Here is a 16,674-nt window from a genome sequence, read left to right on the forward strand (position 1 = left end):
AGTTTTTGACAGGGTATGTTATTCGTATCTTACCGTTTGCCCGAATCGGCTTTTTTAGACATCGATTCATAACCGGAAATGACATCGAACAATTCCTCGTCGATACTTCGCTGGCGTGTCTGATTGAAGGTTCGGCTGAGTTCATCCAACAGTTCGTCGATATTCTTTTCGGCCCGCTGCATCGCCGCCAGACGACTGGCGTTTTCGCCGGCGAGCGACTCGGCGCAAGCTCTGTACATCGAAACAAAGAGATACTCCCGGATCAGGGCTCTCAGCGTCCCATCGTAATCGCCGACAGTCTCCGGTAGATTATCGGTTGGCCAAGCCGCCTTGACAAACTTGAGCCGCCACGCGGAATCCAGTGGCAACAAACGCAGACAGACCGGCTCATAGACTGCTCCGACCTCCGACTTGGGCCGGTTATGGAAAAGATAAAGCGAACTTTCATGGCTCAGTTGCCGGGTTTCGGTTTCGATCAACAGTTGGCCGATCAGCGGTGTAATGGCAGCCACCGAATTGGGCGTCGCAAACACTCCGCTTACCGTTAATCCCGAGTCGAGCAGATGCCCGTGAATGCGTTCGCCAACGGTCCAGATGATTTGCTCGCCCGCCAATTCTTGTAATCGCTTGGTCGCGAATTCAACCAACACATCATTGAATTGTCCGACCAAGCCTTGATCGGTGCCTAAAACGATCACGCCGATCCGGTCCGCAGCTTTGTGCCGCGCGGTTTCGCCATAGGCGCCTACCCCCATCGGCGTGAGACTCGCCGTCAATGCCAGTTCGACGGTGCGGGCGTAATCCTCCAATGAACGTACGGCTTCTTCGTATTGAACGATGCTGGAAGCGGCCAGCGCTTTCATGGTCCGAACGACACCTTTTAAATCGCCCGCGCCTTCGATTTTACGGCGCAATTCGTTCGGTGTATCGGTCATTTTTGCATCGGCGCCAGTACCTTGCCGGCGAGTTCGACGATAGCGAAGCGGTTCGAATCGCTTAATGATTCGTCCGACAACAGTTTTTGTCGTAGCGCTTCGGGCAGCTCCCGTGATGCATCGCGAACCGCGAGCTCCGCCTCGGGCATTCGGTCCAGCGGTACGGTATCGAACAATCCTTCTGTCAATGCCAGTAAAACCGCTATTTGTTCGGCTACCGAAAACGTTTCGAATTCCGGCTGTTTAAGGCAGGTGCGGATACGGCGACCGTGTTCGATCGTCTTGCGGGTATGTTCATCAAGACGGGTGCCGAAACGGGCAAAAGTTTCCAATTCTTCGAATTGCGCATAAGCCAGCTTCAGGTCGCCCGCAACCGAACGGTAGGCGGGGCGCTGTGCCTTGCCGCCCACCCGCGATACCGACTTGCCCACATCGATGGCCGGCAACACGCCTAATTCGAACAAGGCCGGCGACAAATAAATCTGGCCGTCGGTAATCGAGATCAGATTGGTCGGAATATAGGCGGCCAGATTCTGAGCTTCGGTTTCGATGATCGGCAGCGCGGTCAATGAGCCGCCGCCGAGATCCTCATGCAAATGTGTCGCGCGCTCCAATAATCGGGAATGAATATAAAAAATATCGCCGGGGAAAGCTTCGCGTCCCGGCGGTCGGCGCAATAGTAATGACAGCTCGCGGTAAGCGCGGGCATGATTGGTTAAGTCGTCATAGACGATCAGAACGTCACGGCCTTGTTCCATGAAATATTCGGCTATGCTGGTCGCCGCATAAGGCGCGATATAGGCTAGACCGGATGGGCGGTGGCCGCCCGTGACCACGACCAGCGTATAATCCATCGCGCCTTTTTCCTGTAAGGTGGCGATCACTTGAGACACGGCCGAAGCCCGTTGGCCGATCGCGCAATAAATACATAGGACATTTTGATCGCGCTGATTAAGTATCGTGTTGATCGCAATGGAGGTTTTGCCGATTTGCCGATCGCCCAGGATCAGTTCGCGCTGACCTCGGCCGATCGGGATCAAGGCGTCGATGACTTTAATGCCGGTTTGCAGCGGAACGGTCACCGGAGACCGGTCCATGATCGCAGGCGCTTCGCGCTCTATGGGACGGCGCTCGCTAAAATCGAGCGGTCCTTTTCCGTCCATGGCATGACCTAGCGGGTCGATCACGCGTCCAATGAGTCCTGTGCCCACCGGCACGTCCATCACCCGGCCAGTGCGTTCGACTTCATCGCCCGCCTGTAAATGCCAATAATCGCCGAGCAGCACGACGCCGGTCTCATCCTCTTCGACATTGAAGGCGATGCCGTATAAATCGTTCGGAAATCTGACCAACTCTTCAAAACCCACGCCCGGCAAACCGGACACTTTGGCGATGCCGGTAGACACGGTTGTGACCGTGCCCACCTCTTGCAAGGTCATTTGCGGGCTAAAGGTTTCACGAGCCTGTTTGATATCCTCAAAAGCGCTTTTCAGAATGCTTGCTAGTTGTTCAGATGACATGAGCATCGGTTCCGGAATTGGTCTGAGATACGGTTTTAGCCGTTAGTGTCCGGCCTATACTGTTCTCAAACTCTTGCAGATAATCTGCGATGTTCCAGGATAGTTTCTGACCGTTCGAACTCAGTTCGATGCCGCTGATTTGATCGGCATCGACATCGAATTCAATCTCGGCATTCACCGAGAATACGTCGTTGACGGCTTGTTTGATCGCGCTTTGCTGTTCCGGCATCAGAGCGAAAACGCTACGGACCTGGATAGGACTCGATAACGCTTGGATTGCATCGCTAAGGCGATTTTTTTCGGAGTCGTCGAGCGTGTGCAGGCCTTGTAGGAAGACTTCGCAAATACGCTGCTCCAGGCTCACGGAAGCCAAATCGGCAAGCGTTTTGCGGCTGATGGCAAAAACTTCCTCCCGGGTAGTTCGCATGAGTTCCCGGTGTAGGCGGCTTTGCTCGTTTTTTAGCGCTTGCTGCCAGGCGGAACGAAGCTCATTGGATTCAGTTCTTGCCGCTTTAATCAACTTGTCGCGCTCATAAGCCGCATCATCATGCGCTTGTTTCAAAATGCCTTCTCGTTGCCGCTCGAAACGTTCGATTTTTTCGACATACTCGATGCGTTCTCGTTCGGCAGCAGCCTTGATTTCACGGGCTTCCTCCAATTGCCTCGCTATTTTGGCTTCGCGGTCTTTCAGTGCCTGCATGATGGGCTTGTAAAGAAAACGTTTCAACAAGGCCATCAAAATCAGAAAATTGACCAGTTGCGCGAAGACGGTGAACCAGTCGATTAGCATGACATTTATCCTGCTACTTGGGCTAAGGCATAATTCCAAAAAGGATTGGCGAAGATCAGAATCATCGACACGACAAAGCAATAAATCGCAGTCGATTCGACCATAGCCAAACCGACAAACAGCGTTCGCGTGATCGTCGCCGCGGCGTCGGGCTGTTGGGCCAATGCAGTCAGTGCCGATGCAAGAGCTCGCCCTTCGCCGAGCGCCGGACCGATACTGCCCAAGCCGATCGTGATCCCGGCAGTGACGATCGATGCAACGGCAATGAAAGCGGTAATATCCATAATGACACCTCTAATTTTTAATAGTCGATTTTTAAGGTAAGCCTAGCGTGACTTTTGCAAAAGTATCCCGGCTAATTTGCCCCGTAAATGGTATGCGATGCGTGCCCTTCACGCTTACCCCCGCATATCATCAATCATGACCGCGCGTGGCCGCGGCGATATAAACCGTCGCCAGTATCGTAAAAATATAGGCTTGTACGATGCCGGTCAGTAGACCTAATGCATTCATGATAATCGGAAAAAACAAGGGCGTCACAACCAATAATATTGCGACAATCATCGTACCGCTCATCATATTGCCGAACAGACGCACGGCCAATGCCAAGGTGCGGGATAATTCACCGATGATATTGAACGGCAACATAATTAGCGTCGGCTTCAGGTAGGACTTCAAGTATCCACCTAAGCCTTGTTTGGCAATACCGTAAAAAGGCACCGCGACAAATACAGCGATGGCCAACGCAGCCGTAGTCGACAATGAACCGGTCGGCGGCTCATAGCCGGGGAAAATCGCAAACAGATTGGCGGTGACAATAAACAAAAATAATGTCCCCAGAAACCCGAGATATTTTTCCGGCCGCTTCAGGCCGACTTCCTCGATTTGTTGATTCAGTGTGATGACGATGACTTCTAAAATACTCTGCCAGCGTTTGTGTTCGATATCGTTCGTTAGATTTCGGGTGATCAGTATCGCGCCGACAACCAATATCAACATGATGACCCAAGTCGTCACGATTGTGCCGTTGAGTTTGATGAAATCGTATTGCCAAAAAATGATTTGATCGGAGCTCAAGCGCATGCGTTTATTCCTCTGCCGGTTTGAAACGGGTCAATCTAATCACGATAAAACGGGCAACGATAAATCCCAATAGACAAACCAAAAGCCGTTGCCAATGATCGGCGGCCAGCCAATAAAACCCGGTCAGCGTGACTCCGGTTCGAAGAAGTATACTGCTGAAAAACCAGAACCCGGGACGTTTTGACTGAAGACCTTTTTGTACGGTCCACCAAAGTCCTCCGAAAAAAAACATTCCCAGCAAGGTGCCGGCTCCGAAAGCCAGTGCCAACATCAGATTTTCAGTCATCATGTTTATCCTGCTTTTTATGGATTCGGATATCTTCGTTGGATACCCAGCGCCAGGCGTTCCAACACCCCAACATCAGCCCGCCAATCAATAACATCAAGGTCCAGGAATGAGGCCCCGGATACCGGTCATCCAGCCACAAGCCTAAAAATATTCCCAGCAATGCCGGCACCGCGACCGACCAGCCGATCAATCCGAACCAACCGAAGCCGAACCAGATCGTCTTATTCACTTGCCGTTGGGCTTCGAGTTTGCGTTCTGCTTTCGCACCGACTTGACGGCTCAACGGCGAGTCGTCAGGTCGCTTTTTTTTATCGTTATGCTCAGCCACGATGATACTCCATAAAGCGCCGGACAAAACCGCTTTCGAGTTTAGCCATGACCGACCGGACGCTTTTTTCGTGTTCGTCGAATTCCAAAAATTCGCGCTCCACAGCTTCGCGTAATCGATCCAGTTCGATACCACTGATTGCGTTACGCACCGAGACCAGCACCTCGGTTCCGGTCTTGACCAGAACGCCTTGATCGATGGCCAGATAAACCTCGTCAGCCGCCGCCGTTTCATAGGTTAAAATGCCCGGAGCCAAGGCTGCCGCGCAATCCAGGCGGTTCGGCAGTATACCGAACGAACCCTGATAGGTCTCGGCAACGATCCGAGTGACGTCCTCGTGCTCGGCGAATACCCGGAAAGGCAACAAGATTTTAAGACGTATCGATGACGAGTTCATAGTGGCCTCACTTTTTGGCTTCGTCAATCGAACCGATCATATAAAGACCGCTTTCGGGATAATCCTTGAATTCATCGTTGAGAATGCACTCGCAACCGTTCAGCGCGTCGTTGCGGCTAACGAGCTTGCCGTTCAGGCCGGTGAATTGCTCGGTCGTGAAAAACGGCTGCGTCAAAAAACGCTCCAAACGGCGGGCGCGATAGACGATATTTCGATCTTCCCGAGAGAGCTGTTCGAGTCCCAACATCGCGATGATGTCTTTCAAATCTTCGTATTGAGCCAGCGTGCTTCTGACCTCCTGTGCGATTCGATAATGCCGTTCGCCCACGATACGCGGTGTCGCCATCTTGGAGTTGGATTGCAGTGGATCGATCGCAGGAAAGAGCCCCTCGCTCGCCCGTTTGCGAGACAACACGATAGAGGCCGACAAATGAGAAAAGGTATGAACCGCGGCGGGGTCGGTAAAGTCGTCGGCCGGAACATAGACCGCCTGTATCGATGTGATCGCGCCGGTATCGGTATTGGCGATGCGTTCCTGCAACTGCGAAAGTTCGGTGCCCATCGTCGATTGATAACCTAAACGAGAAGGCATTTGTCCCATGAGCCCGGAAACTTCGGAGCCGGCCTGAATGAAGCGGAAAATATTGTCAATCAGCAGCAAGACATCCCGGCGTTCATCATCGCGGAAATATTCGGCCATCGTCAACGCGGCATTACCGACCCGAAACCGGCTTCCCGGCAATTCGTTCATTTGTCCGAATACCATGACCATGTTCGGCAGCACCCCGGCGGTTTTCATTTCCCGGAACAACTCTTCACCTTCCCTGCAGCGTTCGCCGATACCGCAAAACAGACTCACGCCCTCGTGTTGCCCGACCATGTTGTGAATCATCTCGGTCAGTAAAACCGTCTTGCCGACTCCGGCGCCACCGAATAATCCCGCCTTGCCGCCTCTTTCCAAAGGCGCCAATACATCGATGATCTTGATGCCGGTCTCGAACAGCTCCGATTTTGTCGAAAGACGCGCCAGCGGAGGAGGCGTTTGATGAACCGATCGCCATTCGATGTCGGAAGGCATCGGCAAGCGATCGATGGGGCGACCGAACACATCGAACATACGCGACAGAATGTTCTTGCCGACCGGCGCTTTTAACGGGCCGCCTGAATTTTCGACCGGCATGCCCCGGGCCAATCCTTGCGTTGGCGTCAATGCGATGCCGCGAACCCGTGCATCGTCGAGCTGTGTCAACACCTCGATGATGACACGGCGATCATCACCGGCATACAGAATCGTATGAATAGGCGGCAAACAACGATCGAATTGGATATCGATCACGCTGCCGGTGATCGAAACGACTGATCCGGCTTGTTTAAGGCTCGTTTCATCATTCATATTTGCCGCCTGCGTCGAGCTATTTAATGCAGTATTGTATCTGTCGTGCCTTTGGGTCCGATCGACTTACCTTATAGAGGCTAGGTTCGCGTTAAAATAGTTGAAGTTAATACTACACCAATAGATGAAGTTAATACTACACCAATCTCGAAACTTGAAGACTGTAGGGTACACTGTGCATACCACAGCAGTACCATCCGTAGTTTAACGTGCCCTCATGTGTTGCATTGTGCCGACATTAGGTACGCGCAGCGTACCCTACACTACACTTCACTTTGGATTTATAAGTGCTTCCGGTAGTGGTGGGTGTTTTCAACTATTAACGGACACATGGCCTTAATAGATAGATATTGCAAGAACAACATTTTGTATGCATTCCCACGCTGGAGCGGTGGTAACGAGGAAATAGTCGGGCATTTGCTATACTGAGGGCCGTCAATATATATACCTTTCGCATTTCAAACTTCGGCAGTACCTTAGGAGGCGCCGGGGTGCTCGACAAAGGCTTTGCCAGCATGGAGCTGGCATAGAGCTTACATGGACGTATTCACGGCGTCCTTTGACGGGCACCCCGGCGCCGAATTTTGATCTCCGATGGGTATAAATGAAGCCGGGCTAGGACAAATTAGCATGCTTTTCTTCAACCATCTCGCTGATCAAAGCCATCACTTCAGCGCTGGCATCTTCCGACTGTTGCATGTCGTTTATTATGTTATCGATGATCGCCTTGTTGCTTTGCCAGTTGTTTCGAGAATATTCATAGGCGCGTCGCGTGAATTTATGCACGTCTTCATGAGGCTTATTCAGCCTGACATAGGCTTGCGTGGACCTAAATTGCTCATGCCCAAGTCCTTCGAAATACCATTTGCCAAGTCTGCAATGCTGATGATCGATATCGATCGCATCGGCTTGCGGACAACGCTTTAAGTTTTCGATCGCAATATAGCCATTCTGTTTATAAACGATATGATCGACTTTGGTTAATAGTGCGAAGGTTTTATCCTTGGCATAACTAATATAGCCGACCGATGCTTTTGCCGAAACTGAAAGGTCGGCAAACTGATTCCTAAATTCGTCGACTTTTTCCATGATTTCTTGGGAAAGTTCGGCGGATGCCTCTGCTTCGGCATGCATTTGATTGACGCGCTTATTGAAGGAATTGAGTGTTTTAGTGACCTCCAGCGCCGCATTCTTAGTGTGATCGGACAAGTTTTTGACTTCTTCCGCGACGACCGCGAAACCTCGCCCGTACTCGCCGGCTCGAGCCGCTTCGATCGAGGCGTTGAGCGCCAACAGATTGGTTTGGTCGGCGATACCGGTTATCATCGATAAGGATTCGGTTACTTTTTTACTGTCATCAATTAGTGCGGTGATGACATCGGTAACCGAATGAATATTGTCATTGATATTGATTAACGAATGGCTAATCGTATTAACCGACGACAAGCTATTTTCGGCGTTATTCCCTGTTTTGATCGCTATGCCTTCAACCTTATGCATTTGTTCGGTAATGCTCAGCAGGTCTTCCTGATTGGATTTGAGATTATCGAGTAAATTCGAGGTGTTCAGCATGTGCAGTCCGGCGGATAGGCGATTTTTCGTGATCATCGTTTCATTATCGCTCATGACTCGCAATGCTTTATTGACAGATTTCGCAGACGATTTAAGTAATCCGGGAAAGCCGTCCGCTAGAGCATAACGGCTATGATTGCCTTTGGCCGCTTGATCGAAACAAGTCGTGATTTCTTTGAAATAAGACTCCATGATGTCGAGCATTTCGTTCAATTCCCAGGCGATTTTGCCGAGCTCGCCCATTCCCTTGGTTCCGGTGATACGGTGGTAAAGTTCGCCGTCATTGGTTCTTATTAATACATCTTGGATGATGGCAATAATACCCAAATATTTTTTTGTCTCTGCGAGTGCATAAAACGCAATGACAGTCAGTCCAAGGTTAAAAAGTAGAATTAGCCATGAAAAGCCGCTGATAAAAGTCGCGTAAAAAAAATTGATCGCAGCGAGTAAAACAATACCGGCTACGGCATAATTGACCTTGGCTTTGAGATAGGGAATATCGGCACTGGTGTGGCGGCTCATCATTAAACTCCATTCGGTTTATAAAGCCCCAGAACGAGACTGTCATAATTTTTGGCGCCGGTCTGCGCGACGATATCGAATAAATAAGCCAACGATTTATCCGGAGCTTCTTTTGCGGAACAGTTTTTTTCTATCGCCAGCATTTCCCGATAAATCGGCACTAAAACATCCAATGCCGATGTCGGCGGTTTGCGCCTAACCGAATAATAACCCTGTAATTTGCCGTCTTTGTCGTAGTCCGGCGTAATATTTGCGAAAACCCAATAAAACCCTCCGTCGGAACACAGGTTTTTGGCAAAACCGAAAAATTCGTTTCCGGACTTTAGGGTCTCCCACATAAACCGAAATACGCCGCGCGGCATTTCGGGATGCCGAATAATGTTGTGCTGCACGCCGAGTAACTCGGACTCTGCATATCCGGCGATTTCCATGAAAATACGGTTAGCGTAGGTGATCTTGCCGATAATATCGGTTTTCGAAACAATAAAGTCGTTATCGCCCAGTTTCTTTTCGTTATTATTCGGGATAATATTTTTTTTCATCGTTGTGATGCGCCTTATAAGGTTCGATACATTTTTAGCAAAAGTCTATGCCATAAATTCTAGCTGTTGTAAAAAATATCGCCACCAACTTAATATTTTCCTCGCTACCACTGATCCAAAGCGGGAGTGCATACCGATCTCGCCTCGGTAACCAAGTTATGGGGCTTGACTTTCTTATGACAGGGTACGCTGCGCGTACCTCCATACGCTTAAATACTGAATCCCTGCCGGATCAAACCATAAGTGCTTGCGTTAGCATTAGTGAGGTTGTCATGGTACGCATAACGTACCCCACAAAGCTATTTCGAGAAGTTATTTCATGCTAGTTCCTAAGTAACGTTCATGAAGGCCTAGCCATCGCACCGGCAAATGAAAGTGCGAGGGGCAGCTGGGTGCGGTCACTCGCCCGACAGGTCGCCGTGAACCCAGCACCTAAATTATCCAAGATAGTTAACTATAGCCAATGGGCTATGGAATTCATCCAGCACCTAAATTAGCCATGATATTAAACATAGCCAATGGGCTATGGAATTTAGGTGCTGGATTTAGGTGCTGGGTGAATACGTCCATGTAGGCTCGACGGCGGCTCCCTGCCGCCGACGCCTGTCGATCGAGCAACCGCACCCGCTTCGGTTCGCATACTTTCACAGTAACCTTATATACCCTTACTATTGTCCGGTTTTGTAGGGAAGTATGATGGAAAAACGGAAATCGTTCGAGTTTTTTCGACAATAGACAAACTGAAGTTGAAAAGAAGATGAGACGAGTTGTTTCATCAAGTGACCTTAGAGGCAATAAGTTTATCGCCTCTAAGGATTTAGGTAGCAATAAGCCGATTAATTAACGACTCTATGACCGCGGTTACGTAAACAAGTGCGGAAAGCTCTTTTGAAGGCTTCCTCGGCTTCGAACCCTTGTTTAGCACCGCCGCCGAAACCGCCGGCCGCAGCGCCGATTGCAGCCCCTGTTCCGGGGCTGCCTGTAAAGGCGCCGACAACAGCGCCGCCCGCCGCACCGATAGCGGCACCGACGCCGGTGCCGATCGCCGTTTCTTTAACAGTCCCACCTGCTGCCTGACGAGCCAATTGTTCGCATTCGTACAGGTCTTGATTCAAGCGGTAGGCATTGGGGCTATCGTAAGTATCGACCGTGGGTGTCCAGCCGGTTTGAGTTGCACAAGCGGATAGCAGCAATCCGCAGATCATGGTGATTCCAAGTGTCGATTTTTTCATAAGCGTACCTCTTTAGTAGAGTTTATAGTCGGAGCAAAAAATAAACCTTTTTATATGAATAAAGAATGAATTATCCCTTTCGCACTTCAAATTTCGGCAGTGCCGGAGGAGGCCTCGAGGTGCTCGGTAAAGGCTTTGCCAGCATGAAGCTGGCGTAGAGACTACTTGGACGTATTTACGGCGTCCTTTGGCAGGCACCCCGAGGCCGAATTTTCATCTACGATGAGTATATATCGATTAAAGTTCCCTTAAAACGGATACCGGGGGTTTGTCGACTACATGCCTAACTCCCCAGAAACCTGCGAGTCCGATAAAAAAACCGCTAAGCGTAGGCATGACCAACCATAGCAGAAAATTGGGTTGGTAATTTAAATGCAGCACTTCGGTATATAACGCGAAAAGCACGATTTCGGACAGACCGATCGCCAAAATGCCCGCACTAAAACCCAATAGTGCAAATTCGATTACATGTGTCTTCCTTAAAAATTGCCGATGCGCACCTAGCGTTCGCATCAGCGCACCTTCATGAATGCGTTGGTCCAACCCGGCTTGAACCGCCGCGAACAGCACGGTAAATCCGGCCAACAACGCGAAATATAACAAATAATTGATCGCCTGCGTCAACTGCGCCAAGATCGTTTGAAACTGCTTGAGAATTAAATCGACTTCCAAAACCGTCACGCTCGGATAGCGTTTGACCAATTCATTCAAGAAATGTTTTTGATCTTCCGGTAAATAAAAACTGGTCATCGAGGTGCTGGCAAATCCGTCCAAGGTCCCGGGCGAAAAAATCATGTAAAAATTAGGCTTCATCGTATCCCACTTAACGCTGCGAATACTGATGACTTCCGCTTGCAATTGTTCGCTGCCGATCGTAAAAGTCAGCTTGTCGCCGAGCTCCACGCCTAGACTCGAAGCCAACTTTTGTTCGATCGACACCAATCCCGGTCGTTCATCCGTCCACCACCGGCCGGATAGAATCTTGTTTTCATCGGGCACCTGCTCCGACCAGGTTAGGCTCAAGTCCCGATGCGTAGCTTGTTCGCCTTGGGAATCCTTACTGACGATTTTCTGCACCGGAATGCCGTTGATTCGGACGAGTCGTCCACGCACGATCGGATAAAAGCGGCTACCGGTAAGGCCTTGATCATCCAAATCCTGCTGAAAACCGGCCTGTTGTTCGGGAAAAATATTCAACACAAAATGATTCGGCGCCTGTTCCGGTAACTGACGTTGCCAGTCGGTCAATAAATCGTTTCTGACCGTAAAGCTCAAGGTCATCGCCACCAGCGTGATGCTAAAGGCCAAAATCTGACTCACCGATGCCTGCCGGTTACGAATCAAACCTTGCACACCGAAACGCCAAGTTAGCGGCAAACCGGGCAACAACTTTTGACAGGCCCAAAGGATTCCGTAAACCGCGCTGCCCAGAACGAGTAACGCAATTAGGCCGACGCCGATGATGATGCCGGTCATTTTAAAATCTTCGGTATAACGCCATATCAAAACCTCGATAATAGCAATCGCTAAACCGTAAATTAGCCAAGCCGCGGACGGTAACGGCTCCAGATCGCGGCGTAACACGCGTAGCGGCGACACCCGTTTGAGTCTCAGCAGCGGCGGCAGAGCAAAACCCAGCAGCACCGCCATACCCGTCGCAAAACCGAAAAATACCGCAAACCAGCTCGGCGAGGCGATCGTATCCGGTAACAAATCATGCAAAAGATGAAACAGCCCGGCCTGCGCAAACCAGCCAAAAAGACAGCCGATGGCACTGGCCAGCATTCCGAGAATAAAAAACTGACTACCGTAAAGCCATAAAATTTCTTTTTGTTTCAAGCCTAAGCATCTTAACACCGCCGTGGCATCGAAATGACGCTCGCTATACCGGCGCGTTGCGGCGGCAATCGCGACACCGGCGATCAAAATCACGACGATGCTGGACAGTCCCAAGTAACGCTCGGCCCGATTAAGCGCATTGCCGACTTCCGGGCGGTCTTGATGAATATCCATGATGCGCTGGGACGGATTCAGCTGCGGCTTGACCCATCGATTGAATGCCATGATGCCTTGTGCTTCGCCGGCGAACTGAAAGAAATAATGCACATGGCTGCCCGGCTGTATTACTCCCGTAGCCGGTAAATCGTCGGCATGCATCATAACCCGGGGCGACAGACTGTAAAAATCGCCGCGCTTGTCCGGCTCGTAAGTCAAGACACGGCTGACCGTCAACGCTTTTTCGCCGACCGTCAAAGCATCGCCGATTTGCAAATGCAGCGCCGACAGCACGCGTTTTTCAACCCATACCGACCCCGGCTCAGGCCCGGACGCCAATGTTTGCTCATCGCTGAAATCGGCGCCGGTGACCTTTAAAAAACCGCGTAAGGGATAACGGGGGCTAACCGCCTTCACCCCTGCCAGCAACAGTTCGTCGTTTTCGATCAAGACGCTTGAAAACTCGGCGGTTTCCGAACGAGTCAAAGCCAATTCGCCGGCTTTTTCCAACCATGCGCCGGGAATACCTTCCGGACTCGTAATTACCAAATCGGCCGCGAGAAAATCGGCGGCTTGTAAGGTCATCGTCCGATGCAGGCGATCGGCAAACAGCGTAATTGCAGTCGAACTGGTCACGGCAATAATCAATGCGGCAATCAGAATCGTGAGTTCGCCGGAACGGCTATCGCGAAACAACAAGCGTAGCGCCAGATTAAAACGCGTCATACCAATCTCCCGGCATCGAGTTTAATGCTGCGCCGGCAGCGTTCGGCCAAATGGTTGTCATGCGTGACCAATATGAGCGTGGTGCTGTTTTCGCGATTCAATTCGAACAATAAATCGATGATTTGTTCGCCGGTTTTACTGTCCAGATTACCGGTCGGCTCGTCGGCGAATAAAATAGCCGGCCGCGTCACGAAAGCGCGAGCCAACGCGACGCGCTGTTGTTCGCCGCCGGAAAGCTGCCTTGACGTATGATTGAGTCGATGGCTTAACCCCACCCTGCCGAGCAAATCGGCGGCCAAGTCGCGCGCATTTTTGTTGCCGCCCAACTCCAATGGCAACATCACATTTTCGACAGCGGTTAAACCCGGCAACAATTGAAACGACTGAAACACAAATCCGATCAGCTCGTTACGTACCGCAGCCCGCCCGTCTTCGTCCATCGCCGTCAAATCGCGATCGTCAATCGTCACGGAACCGCTTGTCGGTGTATCGAGCCCGGCCAACAAACTCAATAAAGTCGATTTGCCGGAACCGGACTCGCCGACCACCGCGAGACTCTCTCCCGGTTTGATTTGTAAATCGACCGATGCCAAGATATGCAAAGTACCGTCCGAAGTTTGCACGGTTTTACCGAGATTTTCGGTGACGATAATATTTTTTAACGTTCTTTCAGTATGAGTCTGTGTCATGTCCAAATTTTTGCTTGCAGTAATGATGGCGTTAGTTTCAGCGGCCGCGCCGGCTAAAACGATTGTCGTATTAGGCGATAGTATCAGCGCCGGTTACGGAATAGAAGCGGGGAAAGGCTGGGTCGATTTACTTCAGAAAAAGCTGGAGGCCGAAAAGTTCCCGCACCAGGTGGTTAACGAAAGCATCAGCGGCGATACCAGCGCCGGCGGATTGGCGCGCATCGACAGCGCGTTGGCGCGGCATAGCCCGGAATGGGTACTGCTGGAGCTTGGCGGCAACGACGGTTTAAGAGGATTGACCCCCAAACAAATGCACGACAACTTGAGCGAAATCGTCAAGCGTTCGAAACAAGGCGGCGCGCAAGTTTTACTGCTGGGCATGCGCATGCCGCCGAATCTCGGTAAACGCTATATCGAGATGTTTTATCAGGTTTATCCGGAATTGGCCAAGGAACACGACCTGACTTTCGTGCCTTTCATTCTCGAAGGCGTGGCCTTGAATCCGGAATTGATGCAACGCGATAGAATACATCCGAATGCCAACGCGCAGCCGATTATCGCCGAAAAAGTATGGGAATATTTAGGTCCGCTGCTAAAATGACAAGCCTTATTTCGGGTTTTTACCCGGCCGATTTATTCTAAAAAATATAATAACGAGATCATCGATGAATGCCCTAACTCTGGAAAAAGCCAATCAAATCATTCATGTCGCATTAACCAATGCCCGCCAACTCAACCTGGAACCGCTGACGATCGTCGTGTTGGACGGAGCCGGCCATCTCAAAGCGATGCAACGCGAAGACGGCGCCACGATGATTCGAGAACAAGTTGCCATCGCCAAAGCCTGGGGTGCGGTAAACATGGGCATGTCGTCGCGAAGTCTTGCCACCGTTGCCGAACAACGCCCCGACTTCATGAACGCGCTGATCGGCTTAGCGGGAGGTAAGGTCATGCCCGTGCCGGGCGGCGTATTGATTCGTAATGCCGACCATAAAATTCTCGGCGCGGTCGGGATCTCCGGCGACGTCTCCGATCAAGACGAGCGTTGCGCGATCGCCGGAATCCACGCGGCCGGTTTATTTTGCTAAGGGTTACCTACTCCCTTTTGATTGAAAAACCGTCTAAGAATAAAAGGTATGGAATGCGTCTATCGAGGACCGCCGTTCACCCAGCACCTAAATTCCATAGTCCATTGGTTATGGTTAACTATCTTGGTTAATTTAGGTGCTGGGTGAATACGTCCATGTAGGCTCTATGCCAGTCCCTTACCTAGCGTTAGGTGAGGGACCGATCACCCCCGGCGCCTCCTTAAGCACTGCCGAAATTTGAAGTGTGAAAGGAATAAAAAGCGGGAACACAGAAATGGCTTTTTTCGCCAGCTTAGCGCTAACCCTCATCGCCACATGAACTCATAATAGTTATGCTCTCTTTGCATTTTTTCATTTTCTGAAGGAAAAAATAACGAATTACAGGGTTTTTCGCCATAAAGACCCCGCGGAAACAACAGCATGAACAAATCTAAACGTTTCAACTTAGTCCGCTTGCTGATCATCCCGATATTTTTATTTGTTTCATGCGCTGCGGCCATTGAAAAACCGGACATCATGCAGGCCAAAGTTTTCGATCCGTCGATCGATGTCTCTGAATATTGGGTCAGCGAAAAGCTTGATGGGATCCGGGCGCGTTGGAACGGAAAACAACTGATTTCTAAAAACGGCCATCTGCTCCATACACCCGCTTGGTTCATCGAAGACTTTCCCGATGTAACGCTGGATGGCGAACTATGGTTGGCAAGAGGTCAATATCAGCAGACCGTTTCCATCGTTAGTCGCAAGGCCCCTCATTCCGGTTGGAAGAAAATCAAGCTGATGGTCTTCGACCTGCCTGACAACCCGAAACCCTTTTCAGAACGGGTCGCCGCAATGCGGCACATGGCACAACAACGGTATACGCCGTATCTGAATTTCATCAAGCAATTTCGGGTCGCATCCTCCGACGAATTAAAGCAAAGACTGGATCAAATCGTGGGCGAAGGCGGCGAAGGCCTGATGCTGCATCATCAAGATAGTCTTTATCAACATGGACGCAGCAATCGGTTGCTTAAATTAAAACCTTACGACGATGCGGAAGCGGTCGTGATCGGTTATCGGCCCGGCAAAGGACAATTTGCCGGCAAGATGGGCTCTCTTAAAGTCCGAACCGAAAACGGGAAGGAATTTTACATCGGCACCGGATTCAGCCAGCGGGAAAGAGAAGATCCGCCGCCTCTGGGCAGCCTTATTAACTTTCGTCATCAAGGCTACACCGATAAGGGCTTACCTCGTTTTGCCGTGTTCATCAGAATACGCGATGAGCCTTGAGCCTCTGTCAGCCTGCTACCTTCGCGCCGATAGCATATAGGCGCCAAATTTAACAAACGCGTCAGTCCGGCATGGATTTTCGAAATCTAAATACCAGGGATAGCAATGCTTAGGGTTCGGTTGCTCGATTGGCAGGTGTCGGCGGCAGGGCAGATTTTTGCTCCTCGGCAATTGCTGAGTTACATGGATGTAATGAATGCAGAAAATGCAGGAGCATTTTTCTGCCCTGCAGTGCCCTAATACACGCCATCCATGGCGTAATGCAAAATCTGCATTCATGCCATCCTTGGCAATCAGTCGC

At 50.7% G+C, this 16,674-nt stretch carries 17 protein-coding genes; 3 read left to right on the plus strand and 14 right to left on the minus strand.

All coding sequences use genetic code 11. The features are described 5' to 3' along the window. Positions 1 to 29 precede the first annotated feature (29 nt). The 14 genes from ACINK7_RS21755 to ACINK7_RS21820 form a co-directional block, all read right to left on the minus strand. Positions 30 to 935 (minus strand): F0F1 ATP synthase subunit gamma, encoded by a 906-nt coding sequence (locus tag ACINK7_RS21755; protein WP_404358652.1) that lies wholly within the window; start codon positions 933 to 935, stop codon positions 30 to 32. After that, positions 932 to 2,455 (minus strand): alternate F1F0 ATPase, F1 subunit alpha, encoded by a 1,524-nt coding sequence (locus ACINK7_RS21760; RefSeq protein WP_404358653.1) that lies wholly within the window; start codon positions 2,453 to 2,455, stop codon positions 932 to 934. Before ACINK7_RS21760 ends, ACINK7_RS21755 begins: the two co-directional genes overlap by 4 nt. Further along, complete coding sequence (locus tag ACINK7_RS21765; protein ID WP_404358655.1) at positions 2,445 to 3,245, minus strand: F0F1 ATP synthase subunit B; 801 nt, start codon at positions 3,243 to 3,245, stop codon at positions 2,445 to 2,447. Before ACINK7_RS21765 ends, ACINK7_RS21760 begins: the two co-directional genes overlap by 11 nt. Before the next feature lie 5 nt (positions 3,246 to 3,250). Then, the gene (locus ACINK7_RS21770; protein ID WP_404358656.1) at positions 3,251 to 3,529 is read right to left on the minus strand and encodes a F0F1 ATP synthase subunit C; all 279 of its coding nucleotides are present in this window, start codon (positions 3,527 to 3,529) and stop codon (positions 3,251 to 3,253) included. A gap of 130 nt (positions 3,530 to 3,659) precedes the next feature. After that, on the minus strand, positions 3,660 to 4,328 hold the full coding sequence (locus tag ACINK7_RS21775) for a F0F1 ATP synthase subunit A (RefSeq protein WP_404358657.1): 669 nt from the start codon (positions 4,326 to 4,328) through the stop codon (positions 3,660 to 3,662). A 4-nt stretch (positions 4,329 to 4,332) separates the two neighbouring features. Next, entirely contained in the window at positions 4,333 to 4,617 is a 285-nt protein-coding gene (locus ACINK7_RS21780) for an ATP synthase subunit I (RefSeq protein WP_404358659.1), read from the minus strand. Further along, positions 4,607 to 4,945 (minus strand): AtpZ/AtpI family protein, encoded by a 339-nt coding sequence (locus ACINK7_RS21785; protein WP_404358661.1) that lies wholly within the window; start codon positions 4,943 to 4,945, stop codon positions 4,607 to 4,609. Before ACINK7_RS21785 ends, ACINK7_RS21780 begins: the two co-directional genes overlap by 11 nt. After that, the gene (locus tag ACINK7_RS21790) at positions 4,938 to 5,342 is read right to left on the minus strand and encodes a F0F1 ATP synthase subunit epsilon (protein WP_404358663.1); all 405 of its coding nucleotides are present in this window, start codon (positions 5,340 to 5,342) and stop codon (positions 4,938 to 4,940) included. The genes ACINK7_RS21785 and ACINK7_RS21790 overlap by 8 nt, the downstream gene beginning before the upstream one ends. 7 nt (positions 5,343 to 5,349) lie before the next feature. Continuing rightward, a complete protein-coding gene (atpD, locus tag ACINK7_RS21795) occupies positions 5,350 to 6,735 on the minus strand; it encodes a F0F1 ATP synthase subunit beta (RefSeq protein ID WP_404358665.1) in 1,386 nt (461 codons plus the stop codon). Between the two features lie 615 nt (positions 6,736 to 7,350). Continuing rightward, the gene (locus tag ACINK7_RS21800) at positions 7,351 to 8,832 is read right to left on the minus strand and encodes a methyl-accepting chemotaxis protein (protein WP_404358666.1); all 1,482 of its coding nucleotides are present in this window, start codon (positions 8,830 to 8,832) and stop codon (positions 7,351 to 7,353) included. Beyond that, positions 8,832 to 9,371 carry a PAS domain-containing protein gene (locus tag ACINK7_RS21805; protein WP_404358667.1) on the minus strand — a complete coding sequence of 180 codons (540 nt, stop codon included), beginning with the start codon at positions 9,369 to 9,371 and terminating at the stop codon, positions 8,832 to 8,834. The genes ACINK7_RS21800 and ACINK7_RS21805 overlap by 1 nt, the downstream gene beginning before the upstream one ends. Positions 9,372 to 10,207: 836 nt before the next feature. Beyond that, positions 10,208 to 10,603 carry a glycine zipper family protein gene (locus ACINK7_RS21810; RefSeq protein ID WP_404358669.1) on the minus strand — a complete coding sequence of 132 codons (396 nt, stop codon included), beginning with the start codon at positions 10,601 to 10,603 and terminating at the stop codon, positions 10,208 to 10,210. 237 nt (positions 10,604 to 10,840) lie between these two features. Next, the gene (locus ACINK7_RS21815; protein WP_404358670.1) at positions 10,841 to 13,324 is read right to left on the minus strand and encodes an ABC transporter permease; all 2,484 of its coding nucleotides are present in this window, start codon (positions 13,322 to 13,324) and stop codon (positions 10,841 to 10,843) included. Beyond that, complete coding sequence (locus ACINK7_RS21820) at positions 13,321 to 14,013, minus strand: ABC transporter ATP-binding protein (protein WP_404358672.1); 693 nt, start codon at positions 14,011 to 14,013, stop codon at positions 13,321 to 13,323. The genes ACINK7_RS21815 and ACINK7_RS21820 overlap by 4 nt, the downstream gene beginning before the upstream one ends. Here ACINK7_RS21820 and ACINK7_RS21825 point away from each other — a divergent pair. From ACINK7_RS21825 to ACINK7_RS21835, 3 genes are all read left to right on the plus strand, one after another. Then, complete coding sequence (locus tag ACINK7_RS21825; protein ID WP_404358674.1) at positions 14,012 to 14,614, plus strand: arylesterase; 603 nt, start codon at positions 14,012 to 14,014, stop codon at positions 14,612 to 14,614. The genes ACINK7_RS21820 and ACINK7_RS21825 overlap by 2 nt on opposite strands. A 64-nt stretch (positions 14,615 to 14,678) precedes the next feature. Next, entirely contained in the window at positions 14,679 to 15,101 is a 423-nt protein-coding gene (locus ACINK7_RS21830; protein WP_404358676.1) for a heme-binding protein, read from the plus strand. A 420-nt stretch (positions 15,102 to 15,521) separates the two neighbouring features. Further along, a complete protein-coding gene (locus ACINK7_RS21835; protein ID WP_404358677.1) occupies positions 15,522 to 16,373 on the plus strand; it encodes a DNA ligase in 852 nt (283 codons plus the stop codon). The last annotated feature ends 301 nt before the right edge of the window (positions 16,374 to 16,674 follow it).

The organism is Methylotuvimicrobium sp. KM1 (assembly GCF_044788715.1).
Lineage (GTDB): Bacteria > Pseudomonadota > Gammaproteobacteria > Methylococcales > Methylomonadaceae > Methylotuvimicrobium.